The organism is Lentibacillus salicampi, assembly GCF_004565465.1.
Taxonomy (GTDB): Bacteria; Bacillota; Bacilli; order Bacillales; family Amphibacillaceae; genus Lentibacillus; species Lentibacillus salicampi.
The window spans coordinates 19,788-42,966 of the sequence record NZ_SRHY01000028.1; the positions used below are offsets into that span (position 1 = coordinate 19,788).

The 23,179-nt window shown below is 41.1% G+C and carries 39 protein-coding genes and 1 other RNA gene; 2 read left to right on the forward strand and 38 right to left on the reverse strand.

From position 1 onward, the window contains the following. Positions 1 to 49: 49 nt before the first annotated feature. From E4U82_RS13795 to E4U82_RS13940, 33 genes are all read right to left on the reverse strand, one after another. Positions 50 to 283, reverse strand: coding sequence for a hypothetical protein (locus E4U82_RS13795; protein WP_135110756.1), 234 nt, complete (start codon positions 281 to 283; stop codon positions 50 to 52). Continuing rightward, the gene (locus E4U82_RS13800; RefSeq protein ID WP_135110757.1) at positions 274 to 702 is read right to left on the reverse strand and encodes a transcriptional regulator; all 429 of its coding nucleotides are present in this window, start codon (positions 700 to 702) and stop codon (positions 274 to 276) included. Before E4U82_RS13800 ends, E4U82_RS13795 begins: the two co-directional genes overlap by 10 nt. After that, positions 703 to 927 carry a hypothetical protein gene (locus E4U82_RS13805; protein WP_135110758.1) on the reverse strand — a complete coding sequence of 75 codons (225 nt, stop codon included), beginning with the start codon at positions 925 to 927 and terminating at the stop codon, positions 703 to 705. Between the two features lie 3 nt (positions 928 to 930). Then, a complete protein-coding gene (locus tag E4U82_RS13810) occupies positions 931 to 1,305 on the reverse strand; it encodes a RusA family crossover junction endodeoxyribonuclease (protein WP_245183590.1) in 375 nt (124 codons plus the stop codon). Between the two features lie 13 nt (positions 1,306 to 1,318). After that, positions 1,319 to 1,672, reverse strand: coding sequence for a nucleoside triphosphate pyrophosphohydrolase family protein (locus tag E4U82_RS13815; RefSeq protein WP_135110760.1), 354 nt, complete (start codon positions 1,670 to 1,672; stop codon positions 1,319 to 1,321). Further along, positions 1,669 to 1,842, reverse strand: a complete 174-nt coding sequence (locus E4U82_RS19955; protein WP_167751426.1) for a hypothetical protein — start codon at positions 1,840 to 1,842, stop codon at positions 1,669 to 1,671. Before E4U82_RS19955 ends, E4U82_RS13815 begins: the two co-directional genes overlap by 4 nt. A gap of 345 nt (positions 1,843 to 2,187) precedes the next feature. Next, entirely contained in the window at positions 2,188 to 4,413 is a 2,226-nt protein-coding gene (locus tag E4U82_RS13820; protein WP_245183592.1) for an AAA family ATPase, read from the reverse strand. 53 nt (positions 4,414 to 4,466) lie between these two features. Further along, positions 4,467 to 4,628, reverse strand: coding sequence for a hypothetical protein (locus tag E4U82_RS19960; protein ID WP_167751427.1), 162 nt, complete (start codon positions 4,626 to 4,628; stop codon positions 4,467 to 4,469). Beyond that, entirely contained in the window at positions 4,625 to 4,837 is a 213-nt protein-coding gene (locus E4U82_RS13825) for a hypothetical protein (RefSeq protein ID WP_135110761.1), read from the reverse strand. Before E4U82_RS13825 ends, E4U82_RS19960 begins: the two co-directional genes overlap by 4 nt. A gap of 89 nt (positions 4,838 to 4,926) precedes the next feature. After that, positions 4,927 to 5,076 (reverse strand): hypothetical protein, encoded by a 150-nt coding sequence (locus E4U82_RS19965; RefSeq protein ID WP_167751428.1) that lies wholly within the window; start codon positions 5,074 to 5,076, stop codon positions 4,927 to 4,929. Positions 5,077 to 5,162: 86 nt separating this feature from the next. Then, positions 5,163 to 5,543 carry a hypothetical protein gene (locus E4U82_RS13830; RefSeq protein WP_135110762.1) on the reverse strand — a complete coding sequence of 127 codons (381 nt, stop codon included), beginning with the start codon at positions 5,541 to 5,543 and terminating at the stop codon, positions 5,163 to 5,165. Further along, on the reverse strand, positions 5,540 to 5,860 hold the full coding sequence (locus E4U82_RS13835; protein WP_135110763.1) for a hypothetical protein: 321 nt from the start codon (positions 5,858 to 5,860) through the stop codon (positions 5,540 to 5,542). Before E4U82_RS13835 ends, E4U82_RS13830 begins: the two co-directional genes overlap by 4 nt. Next, positions 5,853 to 6,428: a hypothetical protein gene (locus E4U82_RS13840; protein ID WP_135110764.1), complete on the reverse strand. Its 576-nt coding sequence runs from the start codon at positions 6,426 to 6,428 to the stop codon at positions 5,853 to 5,855. The genes E4U82_RS13835 and E4U82_RS13840 overlap by 8 nt, the downstream gene beginning before the upstream one ends. After that, a complete protein-coding gene (locus E4U82_RS13845) occupies positions 6,425 to 6,625 on the reverse strand; it encodes a hypothetical protein (RefSeq protein WP_135110765.1) in 201 nt (66 codons plus the stop codon). Before E4U82_RS13845 ends, E4U82_RS13840 begins: the two co-directional genes overlap by 4 nt. Positions 6,626 to 6,664: 39 nt before the next feature. Further along, a complete protein-coding gene (locus tag E4U82_RS13850) occupies positions 6,665 to 6,862 on the reverse strand; it encodes a hypothetical protein (RefSeq protein ID WP_135110766.1) in 198 nt (65 codons plus the stop codon). A gap of 5 nt (positions 6,863 to 6,867) precedes the next feature. Beyond that, positions 6,868 to 7,053 carry a hypothetical protein gene (locus E4U82_RS13855; protein WP_135110767.1) on the reverse strand — a complete coding sequence of 62 codons (186 nt, stop codon included), beginning with the start codon at positions 7,051 to 7,053 and terminating at the stop codon, positions 6,868 to 6,870. 117 nt (positions 7,054 to 7,170) lie between these two features. Further along, positions 7,171 to 7,440 (reverse strand): hypothetical protein, encoded by a 270-nt coding sequence (locus E4U82_RS13860; protein WP_135110768.1) that lies wholly within the window; start codon positions 7,438 to 7,440, stop codon positions 7,171 to 7,173. Next, positions 7,430 to 7,723: a hypothetical protein gene (locus tag E4U82_RS13865; RefSeq protein ID WP_135110769.1), complete on the reverse strand. Its 294-nt coding sequence runs from the start codon at positions 7,721 to 7,723 to the stop codon at positions 7,430 to 7,432. The genes E4U82_RS13860 and E4U82_RS13865 overlap by 11 nt, the downstream gene beginning before the upstream one ends. Before the next feature lie 13 nt (positions 7,724 to 7,736). Continuing rightward, positions 7,737 to 8,180, reverse strand: coding sequence for a single-stranded DNA-binding protein (gene ssb / locus E4U82_RS13870; RefSeq protein ID WP_135110770.1), 444 nt, complete (start codon positions 8,178 to 8,180; stop codon positions 7,737 to 7,739). Next, positions 8,173 to 8,505 carry a hypothetical protein gene (locus E4U82_RS13875; protein ID WP_135110771.1) on the reverse strand — a complete coding sequence of 111 codons (333 nt, stop codon included), beginning with the start codon at positions 8,503 to 8,505 and terminating at the stop codon, positions 8,173 to 8,175. The genes ssb and E4U82_RS13875 overlap by 8 nt, the downstream gene beginning before the upstream one ends. Positions 8,506 to 8,587: 82 nt before the next feature. Continuing rightward, positions 8,588 to 9,832 carry a replicative DNA helicase gene (locus E4U82_RS13880; protein ID WP_135110772.1) on the reverse strand — a complete coding sequence of 415 codons (1,245 nt, stop codon included), beginning with the start codon at positions 9,830 to 9,832 and terminating at the stop codon, positions 8,588 to 8,590. Beyond that, positions 9,829 to 10,089, reverse strand: coding sequence for a replicative helicase loader/inhibitor (locus tag E4U82_RS13885; protein ID WP_135110773.1), 261 nt, complete (start codon positions 10,087 to 10,089; stop codon positions 9,829 to 9,831). Before E4U82_RS13885 ends, E4U82_RS13880 begins: the two co-directional genes overlap by 4 nt. Continuing rightward, entirely contained in the window at positions 10,086 to 10,754 is a 669-nt protein-coding gene (locus tag E4U82_RS13890; RefSeq protein WP_135110774.1) for a replication protein, read from the reverse strand. The genes E4U82_RS13885 and E4U82_RS13890 overlap by 4 nt, the downstream gene beginning before the upstream one ends. A 247-nt stretch (positions 10,755 to 11,001) precedes the next feature. Further along, positions 11,002 to 11,385: a hypothetical protein gene (locus tag E4U82_RS13895; RefSeq protein ID WP_135110775.1), complete on the reverse strand. Its 384-nt coding sequence runs from the start codon at positions 11,383 to 11,385 to the stop codon at positions 11,002 to 11,004. 302 nt (positions 11,386 to 11,687) lie between these two features. Beyond that, positions 11,688 to 12,314 (reverse strand): ERF family protein, encoded by a 627-nt coding sequence (locus E4U82_RS13900; protein WP_135110776.1) that lies wholly within the window; start codon positions 12,312 to 12,314, stop codon positions 11,688 to 11,690. Next, positions 12,307 to 12,864, reverse strand: coding sequence for a host-nuclease inhibitor Gam family protein (locus E4U82_RS13905; protein WP_135110777.1), 558 nt, complete (start codon positions 12,862 to 12,864; stop codon positions 12,307 to 12,309). Before E4U82_RS13905 ends, E4U82_RS13900 begins: the two co-directional genes overlap by 8 nt. Positions 12,865 to 12,866: 2 nt before the next feature. Beyond that, entirely contained in the window at positions 12,867 to 13,034 is a 168-nt protein-coding gene (locus E4U82_RS19970; RefSeq protein ID WP_167751429.1) for a hypothetical protein, read from the reverse strand. A gap of 514 nt (positions 13,035 to 13,548) precedes the next feature. Continuing rightward, complete coding sequence (locus tag E4U82_RS13915; protein WP_135110778.1) at positions 13,549 to 13,797, reverse strand: hypothetical protein; 249 nt, start codon at positions 13,795 to 13,797, stop codon at positions 13,549 to 13,551. Then, the gene (locus E4U82_RS13920) at positions 13,794 to 14,012 is read right to left on the reverse strand and encodes a hypothetical protein (RefSeq protein WP_135110779.1); all 219 of its coding nucleotides are present in this window, start codon (positions 14,010 to 14,012) and stop codon (positions 13,794 to 13,796) included. The genes E4U82_RS13915 and E4U82_RS13920 overlap by 4 nt, the downstream gene beginning before the upstream one ends. Beyond that, on the reverse strand, positions 14,013 to 14,228 hold the full coding sequence (locus tag E4U82_RS13925) for a helix-turn-helix transcriptional regulator (RefSeq protein ID WP_135110780.1): 216 nt from the start codon (positions 14,226 to 14,228) through the stop codon (positions 14,013 to 14,015). Then, positions 14,221 to 14,415 carry a hypothetical protein gene (locus E4U82_RS13930; protein ID WP_135110781.1) on the reverse strand — a complete coding sequence of 65 codons (195 nt, stop codon included), beginning with the start codon at positions 14,413 to 14,415 and terminating at the stop codon, positions 14,221 to 14,223. Before E4U82_RS13930 ends, E4U82_RS13925 begins: the two co-directional genes overlap by 8 nt. After that, entirely contained in the window at positions 14,416 to 15,171 is a 756-nt protein-coding gene (locus E4U82_RS13935; RefSeq protein ID WP_135110782.1) for a BRO-N domain-containing protein, read from the reverse strand. A 192-nt stretch (positions 15,172 to 15,363) separates the two neighbouring features. Beyond that, positions 15,364 to 15,606, reverse strand: a complete 243-nt coding sequence (locus E4U82_RS13940) for a helix-turn-helix domain-containing protein (protein ID WP_135110783.1) — start codon at positions 15,604 to 15,606, stop codon at positions 15,364 to 15,366. Positions 15,607 to 15,765: 159 nt separating this feature from the next. Here E4U82_RS13940 and E4U82_RS13945 point away from each other — a divergent pair, with 159 nt between their 5' ends. Further along, on the forward strand, positions 15,766 to 16,413 hold the full coding sequence (locus E4U82_RS13945) for a LexA family protein (protein WP_245183591.1): 648 nt from the start codon (positions 15,766 to 15,768) through the stop codon (positions 16,411 to 16,413). A 64-nt stretch (positions 16,414 to 16,477) separates the two neighbouring features. Further along, entirely contained in the window at positions 16,478 to 17,548 is a 1,071-nt protein-coding gene (locus E4U82_RS13950) for a site-specific integrase (protein ID WP_135110784.1), read from the forward strand. A 62-nt stretch (positions 17,549 to 17,610) separates the two neighbouring features. Here E4U82_RS13950 and ssrA read toward each other — a convergent pair. The 5 genes from ssrA to E4U82_RS13975 form a co-directional block, all read right to left on the reverse strand. Further along, positions 17,611 to 17,976: a transfer-messenger RNA gene (gene ssrA / locus E4U82_RS13955) on the reverse strand. Positions 17,977 to 18,175: 199 nt separating this feature from the next. Next, a complete protein-coding gene (locus E4U82_RS13960; RefSeq protein ID WP_135110785.1) occupies positions 18,176 to 20,221 on the reverse strand; it encodes a catalase in 2,046 nt (681 codons plus the stop codon). A gap of 131 nt (positions 20,222 to 20,352) precedes the next feature. Further along, positions 20,353 to 20,820, reverse strand: a complete 468-nt coding sequence (gene smpB / locus E4U82_RS13965; protein WP_135110786.1) for an SsrA-binding protein SmpB — start codon at positions 20,818 to 20,820, stop codon at positions 20,353 to 20,355. A gap of 191 nt (positions 20,821 to 21,011) precedes the next feature. Next, positions 21,012 to 21,821, reverse strand: a complete 810-nt coding sequence (gene zupT, locus E4U82_RS13970; protein WP_135110787.1) for a zinc transporter ZupT — start codon at positions 21,819 to 21,821, stop codon at positions 21,012 to 21,014. 267 nt (positions 21,822 to 22,088) lie between these two features. Next, positions 22,089 to 23,027 (reverse strand): metal ABC transporter substrate-binding protein, encoded by a 939-nt coding sequence (locus tag E4U82_RS13975; protein ID WP_135110788.1) that lies wholly within the window; start codon positions 23,025 to 23,027, stop codon positions 22,089 to 22,091. Positions 23,028 to 23,179: the final 152 nt, after the last annotated feature.

A 23,179-nucleotide genomic window follows, 5' to 3' on the forward strand; every position in this document is an offset into this window, starting at 1 on the left:
TTTTCCTTACACTAGCATAATAAATGGTTTTTAGGTGCAAAAACGGACATCATCCGGACATTTGGTTGTTCATGATATCTTTTATTTTGTTCTCCAAATTGATAAAAGTTTCTTCACCCGTTACGCAAAGTTCTGTGCTGCTTTCAAAAACATAATCATTTAATATATACAGAAAATCTATTTTAGTAAATCCAGTTATAGTGAAATCCAAGACCTTTCCGTCTCCATATAGTTTTGTTGCCGGCCTTGATATGTCAGTTATCATAACTTTTGTTACCGCCATCCCAAAACCTCCCCAGTCGCTTGAATAATCTCATTCCGCCACCTTCTGGCCTGCCGTTCACTCACTCCTGTTTCGATCGCCACACCTTCCCATTTGAGCTTACCGTTTTTGTTCCAATAGCGCAAACGGGCCATTTTTTTATAAGCATCAGGAAGTGCATTATATACACGCTCAATTGCATCCACGATTTCAGTCAGATAATTAAGCTGTTTGCTGGTAGTTAGCCTTGTCGCCATTCGTTCAGTTGGCTGACTGGGCAAATTAGACTGACCACCTTCATGGTTTATTTCCTCCGGTTGGTACGGATTCATAATTTCTTCTCGTAGTTTTGCAATCTCTTTTAACGTATGATGATAGTTATACCATTCGGATTCCAGTTTCTTGAATGTTGATTTGGTCAATTTGATTGTTAAAGTCATTTACTGGTCCCCTTTGCTTGAAAAATATATCTCGTCCAACCACTCATGCAGCATGACCATTTGCTTTATTGCTAGTGGATTATTATCATATTTGTTTGCCAACTCTCCCGTCGAATGAGTTACCCATGTCCAAAAGTCACTACTTTCCATGCCATATTTGACAGCGAGTTGATTCGTCTGATTGATCCAGGTTATCACGTCAGCAAAAAACTTCTCGTAATCCATAAGCTACACCTCTTCAATTTTGATATAAATACCCGGAAGATCAGCCCAGAACTTTTCGACAATCTCGGATACCACCAGTGCATCATCTTTCCAATAGCCACAATGTGTCATGCAATCCTTCAGTAGCTTCTGGAGGTTATCTGTATCCGGACGTGTATGTTTATATTGGCCGTCTTTATATTTACCGGTTATGGGAAAGCACCACTTTGTCATAAGCCTTATTGGTCCTGTATACTGCTTATCCGGTACATGCTTACCAAGATGGGCCAATAACTTAGACCTAGCTGTTTTCAAATCCTCTGGTTCGTAAAAGACTGGCTTACCGTTACGGACCATGACTTGCTTCTGTTGGTGTGTTGTCGTTGGTACTTTTTTCATTGGCATGAAGAATTCAGTCATGACTATCACTATATTCTTTGCGGTTGCGGCTAGCATCTTCGGAAAAACCGTTTGGATATCTATTTTGGAGCTTAATTATATTTGCTTCTGCTACATCGCCAAAGGATATTCCGTACAATGAGCAAATCCCTGACAGATAATGCAGTACGTCTCCGGCTTCCTTGACTAATTCCCCGATATTAATGTCGTGACCATGAGCCAAATGCTTTTTAATCATGTCGCCAGCTTCTCCAGATTCTGTATTTAATCCAAGCGCATAATTAAATCTAGCTAACTTTAAATCCAAATCACCTTTTATTTCCGGCATTGTTCGTTTTGATATTTCCTGATATTCACTGAAGTTCATGCCAGTCCCTCCCGTCCAGCTGGATAGTATTTAATTACAACATAGTTACCTTGCGGATCTTCCAATTCTATTTCTTCAACGCTATCGTGACTCACCCATTTTTTTATAACCGCATCCGGAAATGCTTTACTTATTTTACCTGTAACATCAATCCATTGTTTTGCATTCATATTTTCACCTTCCAAAATTTTACGTTTTTATTTTTGATTGAATTTTTTCTTCGTCAGGGAAAGGGGAAAGTATGTCGTCGTGCGATAGCTTACGCACGACTACTTTTACCCCCCTGACCTCTGAGGGAAGGGAAATTACCTATACGTAGTATAGGGTTTTCCTTTCCCTGTGAAAAAGTCGATTTTTACCGAGTTTTTCCCTCGATAGTGAAAGAAGGAAAAACACCGAGAATTTCCCTAATGAGGGAAAGGAAAACTATCGAGAATTTCCCTCATTAGTGAAACGTTTCCCTTCGACTTTTTCCCTGCATAGGGAAAGGGAAATTTATCGACTTTTTCCTTTCCCTATTTATCTGGTTTCCTTCCAACTTCTCCATCTGTTATCCAAAAACCACCATGATTTTTGATTCTATTTCTTACCGTTTTTGGAGTAACACCCATGAATTCTGATAGAGAATCCAGGGTAACAGCCCCGTCTATCGTGCAGGACTCATAAGCCATTTCCAGCGATTCGTTTTGCTCTTTTTTCTTTTCTGCTGAACTTTTTTTCTTGCTGAAATTCTTTTTCCAAGCCGGCTGTTCATTTTCTGGCTGAATGTCTTTAAGTATTCCTGTGTCGTCGATTTGATGCACAGGATATCGAAACCACATATTGATGGCATCGAACTTCGGATACTCTCGTAATGTACCTTCTACGCGCCACGCAGACCGCACACGAACACTTTTTACAGCCTGGTTGATTTCTGCCTCTACTTTTTCCAATGTACCAGCCGGTAATGACTTCTTGGCGTGAGAATTCATCTGCGAAACACTCTGCTGATCATCTATGCCTACATGCTCGTCAAAATAATCATAATTTGCTTGTTCGATAGCTTTTGAGTATATAGATGTAGCTGCAGCATTTTCTTGCTGTTTCAACAAGTCATCTGTCATTTCCAATTCGATCAAATCGATCAATGCATCCGGATCCCTAGCAAACACGCCGGATCCACTGGAACGATCCATCGACTTTTTACCACCCTGCACGCCTTTTGAGTGATGGTGACAATAGATAACACTGGACCCCAATTCCGTACACACCTTGTCAAATTGGTTAGTAAAGTGAGCCATCTGATCTGCGCTGTTTTCATCACCTGTTAGGACCTTGTAAATCGGATCAATGATGACCGCAATATAATCCTTCTTGGCCGCGCGTCTGATTAACTTAGGAGCCAATTTATCCATTGGCACCGACTTTCCACGCAAGTTCCAAATGTCTATATTGGATAGATTGCTAGGCTCCCAGTCCAGCGCATTGTATACGTCTTTAAACCGATGCAAGGCACTGGGCCTATCCAGTTCTAAGTTGACGTATAGAACCTTTCCTTTTGTACAATTCCAACCCAGCCACCGCCGACCTTCCGCAATGGCTATGGATAATTCGATCAGCGCAAATGACTTCCCGGCTTTTGATGGCCCGGCCATAAGCATTTTATGTCCTTGCCGTAACATCCCTTCTATTAATGGTGGTGCCTTATCCGGCATATCATCCCAAAAGTCTGTTAAGCTTTCCGGATCCGGCAAATCGTCATTAATAGCCTCAATCCATTCGTGCCATTCCTCCCAGCTTCCTTTGCCGATATCAGTGTCGATCAAAAATTGTTTTTTGCCATTCCGTTCGACACCAGGCATCCTGGATAACCTGGATGGGTTCCTGTTTTGGTTATCGATTTTCAGGCCATTCTTTTTACAGACATCATAGAGATAGTCAACACGCTTCCGGTAATCGCTATAATCTGCAGCTTCGATTTTGACGATAGCATGGATACTCCGTTTCCCGGAATAGACCAGGGCAGCAATCGGCAACTCCAACTCACGCATAATAGCATTTTGCTTCTCTAAATCCATTTCATCTGATTCAACAAGAGCATATTTAAAGTCGCTGACATTGTCGTTTTTAACCCCGTTACCGTCCAACGGATTGAATCGAATCCATGCACCTACTTCCGGGTTATAATCACCAAGGACGGATCCCATATCACCGTTTGACTTGTTTAATGCCTGGATCAATTCTCCTGCCGTTCGATCCCAATTCCCTTTCTTGGGTAAGTGTTTACCGTCCTCGTTTTCCCAAGTTTCAACAACATAGCCAACATTGTCCGATGAATCGAATAATGTCTCTAAATAAGTGGTCAACTCCCGAACTGGATTCCAAGTTGTTGGCTCACTGATTTCCTGACCTTCTACCCAATTTTTGTCAACAATGACATAATCGTCATCGGTTATTTCATCATCCCATCCAAGTTCACGATCTTCTCCATTGGAGCGCGTTTCCCAGCCATGATCTTTTGCCATCTGGGTAATGGTGGCACCAGTAATGCCGTTCCCTTCAAAGGTCGTCCATTTCTTAAAACATTCCCCCGGATGGTACCGCTGCCCATCCCGTCTGCTCCACTGCTCCCAATCACTTGCTGTGTACCCTTCCTCTTTTAAGGCCATACCGACGGTTATCCACTCCTGATAATCCAAAAAAGAAGGATCAATGTATTCCAGCAAAGTCATGAGGTCCAATTTATGTTTCAAACGATTCACCTGCTTTAGATTCTGTATTTTTATACCTTTATTGCTTGGCCGTCCGCTTCTTATCAATCATGATCAGCCACCTCACTTGCTAACAGGTAAGCCAGACCGCCCATGCTGAACATGGATGCCATAAAGGTAATTTCATAGTTTAATAGCCTTGCAGCCACGTAGACGCCTGAGACAAATAGACAAATCAGAACAATTGTATTAATAGCTTTTTTCATGTGTCAGAACCACCCTCCAACTCATTTAAATGATCCACAAACTGCTTGCACATTGATGCAATCATCAGATCTTTTTCTGCTGCTTCGATTATGTGATATGCCATTTCTTCGTCAACATTTTTCTTTAATTCACTTTCGTTTGCCTTGCCAGATTTCAGGTATTTTTCATACTCGCCTTGATAAAAATCCATCAATTCCTGTTTCGTCATTCAATTTCCCTCCTCAGCTTCCACTGTGGGCTTATCTGTAATAGATAGGTAGTTTAGGTCATGTATGTATTTCTAGCCCACGGCGCGCTTTATTTTGCTAATTTAATGCCGTTCTTGTTTTCGTCCGGATTATCAAACCTATAGCCGTTGCGTTTCAAACTGTTTATTTCTGCTTTTGATAAATGCCCAGTAATTTTTAATGTCTGTCCGTCCTGTTTGCGGTACATTTCAGATATCATATTTGCCCACTCACCCTTTCTGTGTGCTTTAAAAATCTATTTCAGGTATCTTAGGTCATGATAGATTAAAAATCGTCACATGAGCCTTAAAACCATGAATTATCCGGACTCTCCACCTTCCTATCCAGTTTCCTGTAGCGCGGAGTAGTCGCTGATTCTTCAAGCGTGTACCCGTACGAGTAATACCGCGCCCGGAATGTCGAAAGTTTAATCCCGTTTTCTGCTGCTTTTTGCTCGTAATGCTTGACGATCCCCTGTTCCTGCACCGGTAAAGTCGCGGCCAGTTTCGGATCCATGCCCGTCTTGATGCGATAGTACAACGTGTGATATTTAATGCCGTTTTGTTCTGCTATTTTTTTATATTTCGCCTTAACCTTGTTCTGCCTGCGAACCGGCATGGCGGCCGCTCGTTCCGGGTCCATGCCGTTACTTACTCTCGTGTGATAGGTTTGCCTTTTTACAGTCAATCGGTATCACCTCGTAGGGCTTGCTTAGCCGTGTTCCTCACATAACCGTCCATGTTTTTAATGTAATCCAATAATTGAAAGTATTCTTTGCCGTCCATGACCAAAGTAGGATTCAAGTCATGCTTGGTTCCGTTGTTTGCAAAGTCTTTCAATACCTCCCGCATCCGTTCATTTTCGGATTCGAGTTGTTCGGTGCGTTCAGATTGTTGTATGAGCCATTCAAAATCCTCTTGAATCGATTGATCTTCTGCTGATCCTGGATTAAAATCATATCCATGCACGTAATTCCATTTAATTGCTTTCAGCTGTTCACTCATTATTTACACTCCTATCTAGGCGGTTTTCGGCAAAGCAGAGGACCTTATACATTTGACTTAGTTCATCTGCCCCAAATTTATTAAAATCACTTTCGTACACAACAATGACGGGAAAGTTATCAATTACTTTAGCTAGAACATCACCCCTCTGTAACTTCCACACACCACGTCCGTGTCTCGCCCACCATCTACGCTCTTTTCCTTCTGCTATTTCGGTTTCCGTGGCGTGGCGGACAATATTATAACCAGCTGTACTAAAATTCCCTAACTCGTCATATATTTCTACAATAGAATCCCAAGCCTTCATCACGTGCCACAATTCTTCTTTGTCTTCGCCCTTCCATTTCACCATCACTGGGTCATCGCGCTTAAACTCCGGTTCGACTTCATAGCCGTAGTATAATGCTCTCAAAAAGTCAGGTGTAGGAATACCTAACAAGCATTTTTCAAATGTCGCTTCTGTTCTGATTTTATTCATGCGTTGTTGCCAATGGCTTTTCTCTAAATCTCTTTTGTATTTCTCGATAGCTTCTGCTTGCTCTGCTGAAACCTTCACTTTTTCACTCATTCCGATTCCTCCATCTTTTTCAAATTTTCAACCACACCACGGGCCATTTCTTCAATGGTTTGATCGACTGCTGCTTCATGCGCAAACATAACCGCCTCTTCCTCGTCTTGCGGTGTTCTGGCTGATTTTTGTTTATATTTGTTCATGATGTCGGTATAAAAATTAATTAATTCTTGTTTGGTTACTGCCCCTTTCATTTCCCATCCTCCTCATACCATTTGTCAGGATCATAATTTTTAATGGCTTTGATCAGATTGATTAGCTTTTTCATATCGCTTCAAAGCCTCCTTTTGCCGCTTGACCTTCTTTTTAAGTTTCCTATTTTGCTTTTTCAGACTTGTAATATCTGTATAAAGCGTATCTTGCAACAACTTTTTGAGCCTGCTCGTACTAATAGATTTTTGATTTTTGATAACGCGCTTCAAATCATCCACACTTATCACCGCTTTCGATTTTCATGTCTTTCAAACAGCATTCTAGCTTCTGCACAAAACAGGGACAGAAATATCGTTAACCATGTATCGTGTTGATTTGGCATTAACTTACCGTATAAAATTAACTCATAAGTCTGCCAACCTATCGTGATTAAAAACAGGAACGTTATTGTGTAAACAAGGTGCTTCATGTCACCACTCCCTGAATTGCCAATTAAATAACCCTTGCCAGTATTCCGATAATCCCCCGTCAAAATTAATTTCAGCCGATCCCGCTTTGCGGTATTCGGATATTTTGAATTTGATTTTCATACCCGGCCCTCAAGAACGTCCAACCAATGATCTATTTCCGGGTCATCCGTCAGACGGCGTATTTTATTGGCAATGAATTTCCGTTTTTCTTGCTCGGCAACAAGATATTTATAACCGTCCGTCTGTTCCTCTTGCGCCATTTCAAGCCAATCATAATTATCTAATGGGTCAAGTGGTTGTCCATATTTCATGATGCCTTTTCGTTCCTGTATATTTGCCATTTCGCTAAATTTATCTTTTGTTAAATGTAAATGGTCAAGATTCACCGTTCATCAACTCCTGGAATTGTTCTAGTGTCATCACGACAAGCCACGGTTTGCGGTCTGCCTTTAATGCAACTGCATCCGGCTGTTCTCTTTCGTCAAGTACATAGTCATATATCGTTTTGAAACCGTCTTTTTTGGCTTTCACTTCCCATTCAAGACCCATACCTATCACATCGTTTCCGTAATGCTCCTGCGCCCCTGACAAGGGGACACGATAGCCCCCTATCAAGTCAGCAAATTCACGTTCTCGTCTTTGGCCTTTATCTCTGCTTGCTTTTCCCATGTTATTCCTCCTATCAGAACGGTAGATCGCTATCTGAGATGTCTATCGGTTCGCCGTTATCTTTGAATGGGTCTGTATTGCTTTTATCAGTTTGCTGTTGGCTATTTGATTGATTGCTAGATTGATTGTTTGATTGCTTTTTCGATTCCAAGAAAGCCACGTTATCAGCGACGACTTCAGTCACATAAATCGTCCGACCTTCGTTGTTCTCGTAATTGCGCGTCTGTATTCTGCCAGTAATTCCGATTTGCGACCCTTTTTTCATGTAGTTTGCTAGATTTTCAGCAGGCCGCCGCCATACGACGCAATTGATAAAATCCACTTCGTTTTCACCGTTTTGATTCGTAAATGGCCTGTTTACCGCTAGTCTAAAATTTGCTACTGCTGTTCCGTTTTGGGTGTATCTCAAATCTGGATCGGCGGTTAACCTTCCTACAAGCGTTACATTATTAATCATGATTAAACCCTCCTAAAATTTGTGGTGTTTTTTTATTTTGAATAATTGACTTGAATGTCATATCTCTGCCGTTAAAAGTCATCAATTCCGATTTATCGCACGTTCGGACTTTTTCTGCATAAAACAAATTCTGTGAAGCAATGAACACCGCCTGTTTTTCATTGAACGCATACACATATAGCGATTTTTGTCCATTTTTCAGTTCATAGATGTATGGGTCATATTTGATATTCATCTTCTTTTTATAAGCTGCCAGTTCTTTGTTCATTCGGATGATGTGTTTTTCTTTGAAGTACAAATCCAGTTCGTGTGCATCGTCCGACATATTTAATACTTGCTTTTCAAAAACCAAGAACATGATTAATGTTTGTAAATCCTTATACTGGCCGGATTGTTCAAAGAGTTCTTTAATAGTCAGTCAAATCACCCATTTTCCCAGTGGCTTTGTTGTAATAGACATTGACTGATCCGGTTGGTCCGTCCCGGTGCTTTGCGACTATAATTTCTAATTCGTTATCGTCTTGCTCTTTGTTGTAATAACTATCGCGGTAAAGAAACATAACCGCGTCTGCATCTTGTTCAATACTCCCGGATTCCCTCAAATCAGATAGCATCGGGCGCTTGTCTTGTCTTTGTTCCACGCCCCGCGATAATTGGGCCAATGTGACGACCGGGCAATCATATTCTTTTGATATAGCTTTCAATCGTGCGCTGATGTCGGACACCTTGGCATGGTCTGAGTTAAATTTCCCCGGATTATGAATAAGTGTCAGATAGTCAATAAAGACAATTATTTGCTTACCTTCATGTTTGCGCTTGGCCCGTCTTATCTCTGACCGGATATTCGGAATTGTCTGCATCGGTTTGTCATAAATCTCATAATCAAGTGCATACAATTCATTAACAGCTTGTTTCCAGCTTTCTTTTTTGCTTTCAATCAAATCGTTAGGATTTCTTGTAAGAAACAAATTGATATTGCCCACTGTTGCTATCAACCGTCTAACAAGGCTTTTTTCACCCATTTCCAGCGAAAATATAAGAGGCACATATCCATTCATTGATGCTGACAGCGCAAATTTAAGCATTGTCGCTGTCTTACCCGTTGACGGCCGCGCGCCCATGATATAGCTTGACTGGTTACGGAAACCGCCTAATATTCCATCTAAATCCTTTAATCCAGTGGGAACGCCGTTTCGATCAATCTCCATGTACGGTTCATCCGCTAGCTGTTTTAGTGTTTCTTGCTTGTCCTGCCCTTCAGCCAAATTGACATCATCCAGCTTTTGTAGTTCTGAAATCAATTCATCATTGTTTGAATCACGCGCCAACCAATCTTTTGCAATTCGTTCCGATTCACGCTTTTTATAGTCATCAATAAAGGAACGTTCATAGGATTCAAAGTTCTCAATATCGCCAGTTGCTTCTAATTGTGTGATAAAGTCAGGGCCGCCCATTTGTTGTATGTAATCGTAGTTGTCTGACAAGAGCGTGACCTGATCTATTGCTTTGTTTTCTTCCGCAAGTTTAAGCATAGACTGAAATAACAGCTTGCTAGATTCGTCTCGAAATTGATTTATTTGAATAACCGTTTCTTTGACAAGGGTATTGTCCTTCAAGAAACACCCTAATATTTCACGTTCTAAATAATTCATAACAGCCCGTTTTCCTTCAGCATTTTTTCATGTTCGATTTGATCGTGAGACTTTTTGAAAACCGGAGTACGAATTTCCGCAATTGTTGGCGGAAACTTTTCATTTAATATATGACGTTCCGCTTTTTGCATAACTGATGCTGGATTTTGGTCACTTAACAAGTTAGCCCAGTTGTCAATTTTTCTTTGCGTTATATCAAAGCTGTGATAATTGTCGCTTATCAAAGCCAGCACTTCATAAACTTGTTCTTTATTCATGTCAGATCAAAGTCCTCCTTGCTTGGTGTTTTTGACTTTTGTTTTTTAACTTTCATGATCAGCTGATCGAATCGTTTACGCAATTTGTCAGGCGACATAACGTTAGACATTTCAAAGTCATCTTGTTGCACCCAATTCATCAAGTACGTGATTTGTTCTTCATTTCTGCCGTCTCTTTCCATCATCAGCCTTATTTCATTGGCCCACTTTTCAAAGTTAGGCTTTTTATTATTAGGATTGTTCTCCAATATCTTGTTATAGAATGATTCAGCCATAGAAAGATGCGTGTCGTCGTAAATATATTTGCGACTATACTTCTTTACATTCTCTACATTCTCTACATTCTCTACATTCTTGTTTGTGTTCATCTGTTGTTCATCTGTTGTTCTTTTGTTGTTCATCTGTTGTTCACTTTCTTGGTAATCAGACCACTTTATTATTGATATGATGCTATATTTAGTTGTTCTTTTGATGTTCAACATTCCCCACTTTTCAAGATTGTTTAAATACCTCCACCAAGTTATTTCACTTTGTTGTAATTTGGGTTTAACTCCCCGATTTAAATCATTCGATAAAGATTGACGTCCTGTTATAAATTGCCCTTCTTCCAATTCGATCATTTGATTGCCAATAATTTGTTCACGTTTTTTGTGTGAGGCTTTCATCAAACAGTACATCCATAGCTTGAAATAATAAGGGTCCTCCCAAATTGGGGAACACATCATTTTGCGGTATAATTTAATATATCCTTGCACATTTGATCACCTCGCAATCTCACAAATCGCATAATATTTACCAATCTCAATCACCCGATAGCCAGGGTAAGCAACAGACATATAATTGCTGATTTTTTGTTTAAGTTCTTGCTTGTCTGCTGACTCATCCCAGAATCTTTTGGCCAATATTACTCGGCTAATTTCCTGCATTATTGTATTCCTGCATCAACGTATCTAATTGCTTCTTCAAAGCGTTGATAATCTCGGCCGTGCTATCCTTAGCATTGCGCCAGCGTTCCTTGTCTGCTTCCGCTTCTGATTCTTTTAACCGATAAGGATAAGCGGCCAATTCTGCAGCCGATTCTTTAACAATGCCCGTTCCTTCTGTATCTTGAATAGCTTGCGCATATGCCAATTTACGGGCTGAATAACATTGACCGTAATCATTAACAGCTGTTGCATGATGCCGTCCAATATGTTGCATGATCTCGGCATAAATTCTTATCTTCTTTGCCAGTTCAGCTGGTATTTCTTCGTTTAATTGTTCAGCTTGTGCGTATAGTTCAGAAAGTTTGCTCATAATAAGCCACCAACTCTTTCCGTTTGTTCATTCGCCATTGCCGCCCTTTCGCTGTGCTATCCGCGAACCAATGGCATGTGCCAGAATTAGTGCTTGGGCCACATAAAAGAACAATATTAGCTGGATCGTCACCACTTCCTAATTGACCGGCTTGCTCTAAATGAGCCATTTGGAAGGCATATGAGCGGGTTCGACCACACCGCTCACATTTACCTTCTGACCGTCTTTCTACCTCTCTGCGCACCCGCTGTGTTATTCGTGTGCGGTCTTTTTGCTTTGGCTTTCGTCTTGGGAAGTTGGGCTTAGGTACTTGCATTTTTACCGCCCTCTTTCAGCTTCTTAGTCATCAAATCGTCCATTTGTTGATTGGTAACACCAGCTGATGATTGTTTAGCGAACCATTCGTTAAATTGTTCATCTGTACCGCCAGCCTTTTTAAATTTCGCTTGAATGACTGATTTAGAAGGTTGCTTCTGCGGTTTCTTTTGTTGTTGGTTATTTCGTTCATCAACGCCATTGTCACCCTCTGGATCATCACCAGTTGGTATCATAAAGGCTTTCATTAATGCGTATTTCTGTGCGCCTGTTATAGCTTTGTACACCGCTTTGTCGCCAGCGTCTTGACCTTCTCCGGCGCTGTGAATTTCTATCGTTTCGCCGCTGTCACCGTCAAAAAACGTAAATTTAACCTTGACTGTTGCAATATATTCAGTATGGTTTTTTCGGTTGATATGCTCACGTGTCGAATGTTCAACGACATCAGGAAGCATAATCACGTTTTGGTCTGCTAGTTCTTCTCTGACTTTTTCCTGTACGTCTGATTCAGTGGCATACTTATATTTGTTGAAGCTGTTCCAGCCTTTTTTCTCGATGTATTGTACTTGTTTCATAACGTGGGCCAGTTTTTTGATAAGAGACTTTTCATTCATCGACTTTTACCTCAAATTCTTCATTCTGTTCAGCAACCGTGATACCGTCTATGATTTGACCTGTATCAGCATCGACAACTTGTCCGTCAATGACCTCAAACGCTTTTTTGATATCGGATTTGCTCGGTGATTCTTTGACTTTGATATAATCAGTCATGCCTGCATCCTTGAGCGACTGAATAACAGTATTGTCGTCATATTCCCATTTAGGCTGCTTCTTTTTGAATCGAATGCGCCCGTTTGGTAGTTTTTGAGACTTGAATTTTGGATCATTTTCACGTTTTGTCATTGCGTACCGGGCCAATAACCCTTGAAAGTAATCAATGGATTGCTGTGCCTTCTCATTTTCTTCTTTGTTCCAGTTTTCGATTTTTTCAATCTCATCAGTTGCTAGTTTATTGTTGGCCTTTTTCTGTTCCTCGTACTGTGCAATTTTCCTTAGTGCCCAATTTGCTTTTTCATCCGTGTCCACCGTAAACGCTTCTTTTTCCGTTTGTTCCTGCTTCTCCAGATATTCTTGCAAACTAGCTTGTGCTTGAATTTTGCTCATTTTTATACCCCCATCTCATTTAATTGGTTTTCCATATGATAAAAATGTAAGTCACGCAAGTCATCAATCGTCCCGTCTGCCGCAACATGCGAGGATGCGATAACAAAGGCTTTGTCAATATCTTTAATCCTTTTTCGTTCCCGTTCGTAAATGTTTATATATTTGTTCATAATATCCGCTCCAGTATGGTACACTTATAGTAAGTTTATTTTTACTAGGGCGCTTTACATCAGCAGTCCCCAAACTGCTACAGCTATTATTAAAGCGCCTGATAGATTCATGTAAAAATCATGTTCCGTGTACAATTAATCACCTCCATTTCTTTAGAATGTCCGAGAAGACAACGGCATCTTTCCCTCGAATACAGAAACCGTCCCAAAGTTGCACATATGCTTCATTTAATCGGCCATGTCCGCAACACGCATTCATGACTCCCGGTAGGGTACCTAAACATGCGTCGTGCCCTTCTTTTGTCGCGTGTTCGCCGCAATAGCCGCATGGCCTTTCTTTGTGAGTTTCTACGGTTGTCTCCTTCGTGTCACAGTAAACCCATTCATCGTTTAGGTATTCTATCGGATGACCTCTTAGATGTGATTTGGCTGTTATTTTCATCAACTCCCTTAAATACTAAAAATCACAATTGCCCAACTCACCAATGCGACAAACGGGAAAAACTTATCGGGGTCAAACATAGCCGCTATCCTTGTACTTCTCGACAATGGCATTAGCGTCTAATGTCGGATTAATGCTTTCTAAAATCCGCTTTGCTTCATTAATCTGCTCCTGCTCTTTTTGCTGTGCGTGAAGTTCATTCGCTGACTTGATCGCATTTTCCAAATGGAGTGCAGCTTTTTTGTATTCACCTTCCATATAAAGCCCTAATGCTTCCGTTAAACTGTACATAAAGTAGCGGTTTTCTTCTGATTCAGTCATTTGGTTACCTCCTCTAAATTACGACTCTTACTTACCAGCCGATAAAGATGCATCACTTCCGGATTGGCCCGCTCGAACTCGGCTCTTTTCAGTATTGGTATTTCATAAACTTGCTCCATGTCGGTCATGAGATTGACAAGACGGTTTGTGCGCATGGGTTCATTGCTTTGCAAAATGTCAAAATAACGGTTTTGGAATTGTTGTAAATCGGTCATTTAACTCAACTCCTTTAATTTATCTTCCATGAATAAATCGTTTAACGTACAATCGAATATTTGCGCGAGCATTTTTGCTTCGGATATTGTAAAATCCTTCTTGCCCCGCTCTTTCTCGTGGTATGTCTGCGGGTGCATGCCGATCATTTTTGCGATTTCTTTTTGGTGCATGTCGCGTTCGCGTCTGGCAACGTATAAGTTGACGTTTTTAGTCATGGTACAAGCACCCGTTACAAAAAATACTCGTCCCCGAAAAATCATCTCCTGATTGAATAATGTGCGCCAGTTCATCTGGTTGGACCTCGTGTTCTTTCCCGCATATTGGGCAGGAAGAAAAAATCTCATCCTCATATAAATCCATTTTCATTTCTACATCATCGGTTGATTTTTTAATGTATAACATTTATATCAGCTCCTTGATTTTTTGTTTACCTGTTTCGTTGTAACGGAAAGAAGGTACTTGCTTATGGCTATGACGCGATTTGTCTAAGACCTCAATTCCATATTCATCTGTTTTCAGACCATTTGCGTTTGCTATTCTACCGATTTTATTAGGTGTAACCCCTAACTCTTTTCCGATTTCTGTAGCGCTGTATGTCTTTTCCGTTTGCGGTCTGTAATCCGTCTGGTTATCAGTCAATGTCTCCAAGGCATTCACTTGCAATAATTCAACCGCTACTGGTGATAAAGTTTTATTTTTCTGCATATCAAGAACTAATTTTGCTTGACGTGTTCGAGCGTTCATTAACCTTGCTTCGGCTTTCATCTTTTCAATTTGTAACTTGTCATAATCTGATTGTGGTTGAACAGCTTGTATTTCGCCCTTGCGTAATGCTTTCAATGTTTTTCGGACGAATGATCTAAACTCTTTAGCTTTTGGCTTAGAAGAAAGCATAGTGACTTCATAAATTCCATCTTCATTGAAAATCCGGGTTTCGTATTTCTTCCCATCAGTTGAGGACAATTTGTCCGCTACTGAAAATTCGTTGTCGTCAAGATAAGAGTTCCGCTGAACAATCTTATCCACTCCACTTCGATCGGAATAACCTAATGATTTTGATAACTGTTCAATGGTCATTACTGGTTCGTTCTGTTCATTCCAGTAAATTTCAACCTCATTACCTTCAAACACTTCATTAACAGCTAATGTTAAACTCATTTAATTTCCTCCCTCTCTCCCATCACCGCCCCACATTTGATTATCCGAAGTCTTGGCGGTAGTCGTATTTTTATTGAAATATTGTTATCCGACTGGTCGCTTCATCCGAAACTGGACTGCATGGCGTACTCTTTTGCTCGTTCAGATATTCAAATGTGAGGGTGATGGTTCTCTTTTTTTATCATAATACCTTTAAACGGTACTACTGTTTAAAAAATTTTCATCGTATTCACCATCTTCAATAACAGGAAGCCGTATCATGTCAGATGGAATTCCATATAGTTTTGCGGCTTTTCTTAACGTTGTACTAGGGATGATAACTTTGTTTTGTTCGTATCCGCGTAATGTTTTGGGCGTTACGCCTATTTTTACAGCGGCTTCATCTTGCTTGTAACCAGCATTTACCCTAGCCGCCGCCAGTGATATTTGAATCATTTTTTTCCTCCTCTCTGTCGATGTCTGAACCAAGTATACTAACTTTAAAAAGTAGTGTCAATAGATTTTAAGAAAAACTTTTATCCTTTTACGGTATATTTATCCCTTGCAAAAGTTACCGAAAAACGGTATTATAGTAGTAGAAAGTGAGGTGATAACATGAATCCAAAAGAAATTTTCGCTAAAAATCTTCAATATTACTTAGATAGAAATGGTATAACTCAAACAGATTTAGCGAACAAATTAAATTATCCAGAAATGACGGTTTCTAACTGGATTAAAGCAAAAACGTATCCGCGGGTGGATAAGGTACAACAAATGGCTGACTATTTTAACGTATCCCGTTCAGATTTAACAGAAGAAAAGAAAAAAGCTATTTCCGTTTCATCATCCACCTACCCATTCCTGCCCACCAACGTTGCAGCCGGACTACCTGAAAACGTATCCGGCATAACGGATAATGATGTGGAACATATCGACATACCGGATAGCATCATGGGTAAGTGGGCAGGACACGATGACGTTTATCTAATGCGGATAAACGGGCAATCCATGAACAATGTCATACCCGATCAGTCACTAATAGCTGTTAAACCTATTGATTTAGAAAACCTAAACAACAGTGACATTGTGGTATTCAGCTACGAACACGAATATTCGGTCAAACGTTTTTACAAACAAGATGACAAAATGGTGTTCCGTCCAGATTCTGACGATATCCGATTTACAGACTATATTACAAACGTCAGCAACTCGGATTTAAAGATACACGGTAAGGTCGTCATTTACATTGTCGAGCAGAATTAAATTATTACGTAATAACTTAATCAATTGGGCGGTTAGCTACCGCCCTTCTTTTATAGGAGGAAACATGGCTATCTACAAGGATAAAAAACGCGGCACATATTATTTTGTGACCAGGATAAACGGTAAGCAGGTAAAGCGCAGGGGATTTAAAACGAAAAAAGCTGCCAAGATAGCAGAAGCACAAGTATTAAATGATGCAGATAAAGGTGTGAGGGAATATGGTAACTACGCCTTTGATGAAACGGCGAACGAATATCTTGAATGGTACAAGCGTCGCCGGAAGGAATCATCATACAATAAAACGAAAAGCATCATAGACACGCACTTGATTCCACATTTCGGCAGCACCAAACTAAAGAAAATCGGATCCAGTGATATTATAAATTACCAAAACGAATTAATTGATCGTTCGGCGGTCAGTCATGTAAAAAAAATACATCAAGTGCTGTCTGCTGTATTCAATTATGCCGCCCGGATGCAGTACACTACAGAAAATCCCGCCCGACTTGCTGGTAATGTGGATATAGAGGAAGAAAAGCATATCAATTATTGGACGTTGGATGAATTTAAACAGTTTATGTCCTGTGTGGATAGTGAATTGTACTATGCGTTCTTTATGACAATGTATTATTCGGGCATGCGTAAAGGTGAAGCGCTGGCTTTAACCTGGAACGATATTGATTTTAGCGACAATATGATCAATGTGGACAAGACCGCCTATAATCGGAATATCACATCGCCCAAAACATCATCATCGAAACGGCAATTATTAATGCCACAGTACGTAATGAATCTGCTTGCTGAATTAAAATTACGGCGTAAAACAAAAAATGGGTATGCGGTATTCGGGGAATTTTATAAACACATATCCACTACATCGTTGGATCGGTACTTTGAGAAGTATATAAAAGCATCTGACGTGAAACGGATCCGCATACATGATTTTCGGCACAGCCATGCATCCTATTTAATCAATAAAGGCACAATAGCATCATTGGTTGCCAAACGGTTAGGACATAAAGATGTGGCTGTCACATTAAATACCTATTCTCATCTTTACCCTTCCACAGAAAAAGAAATCATCTCCCAAATGGAAGATGATTTTAAGAAAGCAGATATTGTCGATTTTAAATGAAATGTTCCCACTGTTGTTACCACGAATTTATAAATACTGTCGTATCAGTGTTTGTAAGTATTAAGTGGAGACGGTGGGAATCGAACCCACGTCCAGAGATATCGCCACTCAGACATCTACACGCATAGTTGACATATTATCATTCGCATACCGTTCAGCCTGCCAACAGGCTTACCGGCAGCTAGTCTGATTAGTTTCTGCCATCATCCTCAGACGGTGGATAACGGAATAGCCCGCTTGATTTGAGACCCTTCAATCTGCCACACGGGCGATAGCAGGAAGGATCGCTCTAGGCAGTGCTTAGGCAGCTGCTAAAGCAGGAGTTTGTTCTTTTTCGCCGTTTATATTTAGCGAGTAACGTTTTACGAGCCGTAACCTCGACGCGCAGTCTGAGCTCAATCTATCCCTGTCGAATCCGTAACGTCCCCATAGAAATAATGGAGAATACGCTCGGATAGACGAGCAATATTCATTTAGTTGTCATTACGACAATTATAATTATAACAAAAACAGCCTGAAAGTCAAGCGTTGATCGCGCCTACCCTGCTTCTGCTGTGTATCAGTCCTTTCCTATAATTTCCTGGACAAAAATAGAACAGCTGCATCTAACAGCTGCTCCATTTCACTTTAAACCTGACGATCCCAATGCCGATGGGCAGCAACAGCTTCAATGAATGAAGTTAAAAAGCTGTCTGTAATATCGTTCTGGACAACACCAGCTTCTCCTGTTACATTCACACTCTCTAGTATCTTTTGGCCATCACCGGTTGCGCCGATCGGTTTATAATGCTTGAACATCTCATGTACCATATAACTAACGTTACGTTTAAATGCGTTGTCCATATCAGGGCCCCCAGCTACATACAGGGCGTCAAACAGAACAGGATCACCAGTGTCAAAAGTGGCTTCCGCTTCGAGATCAGAATTATCTGATCCTTTCACTTTACCAAGTGTCGTACTGATAACCACCGGATGCGTATTTTGTTCTTTCAATCCATCCACGACTTGTTGAACTGATTTTCCTTCAAAACCTTGGTCAAGCACAACGCCAACTTTTAAGGTATCTGGCTTGTGTGATGTATTCTCCTGACTGAGCGCAGGGGATGATTTCTTAACATTGGACCCGCCCTCTACCGGGGCTGTCACACCAACATTTTCTGCGACTTCTTTGGCGAGTTTTAGATCAATGTTCGTAATCATGTCCACAACCTGCTGTCTGATATCCTTGTCATGAACCATACCAAGTTCAAAGCTAAACGCTTCTTTTATATGAACTTTCTCCGGTTCGCTCATACTATTCCAGAATAAGGCAGCTTGTGAAAAGTGGTCCTTAAAGCTTTCACTTCTGGCTTGAATTTTTCGGCCTTCTACCTTTTCCTGATAATGAACATAGCCACCTTCTTCTTCTGATGCCGGTCTTGGGTGGTTATCAGACAGGGAGTTTTTGTGGTAGCTGGTGTTCCCAACATTGATGGTTTGTCTGCCATAACCATCACGCTGATTGTTATGAAACGGACAAACCGACCGATTGATCGGCAGTTCATGAAAGTTGGGTCCGCCAAGACGTATCAATTGCGTATCCGTGTAAGAAAACAATCTGCCCTGTAACAACGGATCATTGGTAAAGTCGATCCCTGGAACAACATGTCCCGGATGGAAAGCCACTTGCTCCGTTTCAGCAAATACGTTATCAACGTTCCGATTCAAAGTCATTTTTCCAATGATTTCTACTGGCACGTCTTCTTCAGGCCAGATTTTGGTTGGATCAAGCACATCAAAATCAAATTTAAATTCATCTTCTTCCGGAACAACCTGCACGCCGAGTTCCCACTCTGGATAATCACCGTTTTTGATCGATTCATGCAAGTCCTGCCGGTTAAAGTCAGGATTTTTACCATTTATTTTCTGAGCTTCGTCCCACACTGTAGAATGAACACCAAGCGTTGGTTTCCAATGGAACTTCACGAAATGGGATTTTCCCTCTGCATTAACAAACCGGAATGTATGAACACCAAAACCTTCTATCATCCGCAGATTTCTTGGAATAGCCCGATCCGACATCAGCCACATCATCATATGTGCTGACTCCTGATTGTTTGCTATGAAATCCCAGAACGTATCGTGTGCTGATGCTGCTTGCGGATAACCGGTATCAGGTTCCGGTTTAACTGCATGGATCAGGTCAGGAAACTTGATTCCGTCCTGGATGAAAAACACCGGCATATTATTACCGACCAGATCAAAGTTTCCTTCTTCTGTATAAAATTTCGTTGCAAACCCCCGCACATCCCGTGGGATATCCGGAGATCCCTTAGAACCAGCTACAGTGGAGAACCGGACAAATACCGGAACTTTAGAGCCTGGTTCCTGTAGAAATCCAGCCTTTGTATAAGGCTCCATCGATTTATATAGTTCAAATTCACCATGAGCGCCATATCCCCTAGCATGAACAACTCTTTCCGGAATCCGTTCATGATCAAAGTGGGTCATTTTTTCTCGAAAATGGAAGTCTTCCATAAGGGTGGGGCCGCGCTCCCCTACTTTCAGGGAAAACTCATCTTCCGAAACCTTCAGCCCTTGATTTGTTGTCATGTGCTTATCGCGTTCATCACTCCGAAACTGTTCCAGCTGTTCGTCTTTACTGTTGCCGTTATTGTTGCGCTTATCGCTCATGACTTAAAAATCCTCCTTGTTTAATGCTCAATTACCTTTTTAGCCAATTCCCGGCAGGTAATACTTCCAAACATTAAACAAGGAGACAGTTTAAAGAACTATTTTGTTGTTAAAATAATGAAGATTCATAACTACCGCATGCTTTCTTTAACGGCACGATCCGCATCACGTTTCATTTGCTTCCGTTTTAGATCTTCGCGTTTATCATATTTCTTTTTCCCTCTGCCAACACCAATCAGCGCTTTGGCCACGCCATTTTTAATGTAAACCTTAAGTGGCACAAGTGAGTAACCTTTCTGTTGAATCAAACCGACCAATTTATCAATCTCTTTCCGGTGCAGCAGCAGCTTGCGTGAACGCGTCGGGTCGTGGTTAAATTGGTTTCCCTGTTCATACGGCGCAATATGCATATTAACAAGTTGCATTTCACCACGGTGATCAATCCGTGCGTGTGAATCCTTTAAATTGATACGGCCAGCGCGAATTGACTTAATTTCCGTTCCCCGCAGTACAATCCCGGCCTCATACGTTTCTTCTATAAAAAAATCATGCCGTGCTTTTTTATTTTGTGCAAGTGTCTTTCCAGTTCCTTTTGGCATACGTGCGCCCTCCTACTACTTCCATGGTACTTATTTTACCAAAAAAAAACCCTTATGCCAATTGGCAATGAGGTCATCTTCCTTTCCTCAGTCCTTCCAACTAACCGCCGTGACACTTGTATCATTCCATCGTTTCAAAAAAGCCTGAGGTATTTAAAGAATCCCAGGCAATTTTTGAACGAAAGACAATTTCATATAAACAGCAGCAAACTGAGAGCCATAACAGCCATACCGCCAACCACACCGTAAATCGATACATGTGCCTCATCATACTTCCGGGCAGCCGGCAAGAGTTCATCAAGCGAAATGAAAACCATAATGCCGGCGACTGCTGCAAAAATGACGCCAAACATGATGTCATTGAGAAATGGCATCAATACGAAAAAACCCACCAGTGCTCCGACAGGCTCAGCAAGCCCCGATAAGAATGACCAGCGAAAAGCTTTGCCCTTATCGCCCGTCGAATAATAAATCGGGACAGAGACAGCAATACCTTCAGGGATGTTATGAATGGCGATGGCGAATGTAATGGCGATGCCCAAAGCCGGATCCTGAAGCGTTGACATGAATGTAGCAATGCCCTCAGGAAAATTGTGAATCCCAATCGCCAAAGCTGCAAACGTGCCCATTCGCAGCAAGGCAGGATCATTTATTACCGAACCGTTTTTGTCCATGTCTTCAACTGACTTCAGCTCATGCGGATTGGATTGCTTGGGGATAAAGCGGTCGATAATAGCGATCAGCAAAATCCCGCCGAAAAAACCGGCGACCGTCGTCCAGCTTCCACCTTCCTCACCCATAGCACCTGTTAATGCATCCTGGGCTTTAGGGAATATATCGATCATCGATACATAAATCATGACACCTGCTGAAAAGCCGAGTGCAAATGATAAAAACTTTGTATTGGTAGTTTTGGCAAAGAAAGCCAGCACACTGCCGATACCGGTTGCCAGGCCGGCAAGTAATGTAAACAGAAATGCCAGCAGCACATCATGTGACATGGTTGATCCACCTTCTTTGTTGTTCATATTAATCATAATTACTCAGGTAAATTTTTCTGCCAATCATTTTATTATATTCCAACAAAGCCCAAAACGTAACAGATGATTCCAAAAAACAAATAAGACGATGGTGGTGCTCTTAAACTCCACCATCGTCTTATTTGTTTATCCTATTTTCTGCTTTTTACTTTGTTCACTTTTAACGCAGTTCCCCGACAGGGTACTCTCCAATTGATTCAGAATTAGCGAGCTTATTAGCTGAAAAGCTTAGTTTGTTAACCCTTCAGCAATCATATCCGCGTTCCACTCCAGCATTTTAATATACGTATCCCCTTCCTGGCCAGGTTTTCCCAATGAATCGGTAAAGATTTCTCCGGCAATGGGAACCCCGGTTTCATCCGATACGGTTTCCATACTGCGCGGATCGACACTTGTTTCCACAAATAATGCGGGCACATCTTTTTCGTCAATCAAATCCACAACTGATTTAATTTGATCCGGTGTTCCTTCATTTTCATCGTTAATTTCCCAAATATAGGCTGCCTCAAAACCATACGCTGCGGAAAAATACTTGAACGCACCTTCACTGGTTATTAAGTATCGTTTATCTTCCGGGACTTCGGCTACTTTCTGTTTGATTTTTTCGTCTAATTCTTCAAGCTTATCAATATATGCAGCAGCATTTTCCTGATAGGCTTCCTTATGATCCGGGTCAATTTTTATTAAAGCATCCCGTGCATTTTTGGCATACGTGATACCGTTCTGGACGTCCAGCCATGCGTGTGGATCTTCCTCTCCTTTGTGACCACCGGATTGAAGTAACTTCGGTTCCACCCCTTCACTAATAGGGAAGACAGGAGCATCTTCACCGTCTTTACCAGCCGTCTGGATCATTTTTTCAAACCATGAATTGCCCGCCTCCAAATTCAACCCGTTATAGAACACGGCATCCGCATCTGTCACTACCTGAACATCCTCAGGCAGCGGATCATACTGGTGCGGATCGGATCCGATTGGTGCAAGATTCTGTACATCAGCATGCTCGCCGGCCACATTTTTGACAATATCATAAACAACTGAATAAGTTGTTACAATATCCAAGCTTCCTTCTCCGCCTTCAGCGTCACCGTTAGCTTGATTGTCTCCTGAGCAGCCTGCCAGACCTGTAAACATAATAAATAACGTAATAAATAGTATTTTCCTCATATATTTCGCCCCCTCATTATTAATAACTCAACTTTCGCACCAACAAAATCGTAGTTAGCTTAAAACATGCAAGTGCTTGTAGAATTTAAAATAGGAGTTTGACATTACGTTTAAACATGAAAAAACACCTCAACATTTGGTATAGTTAATTT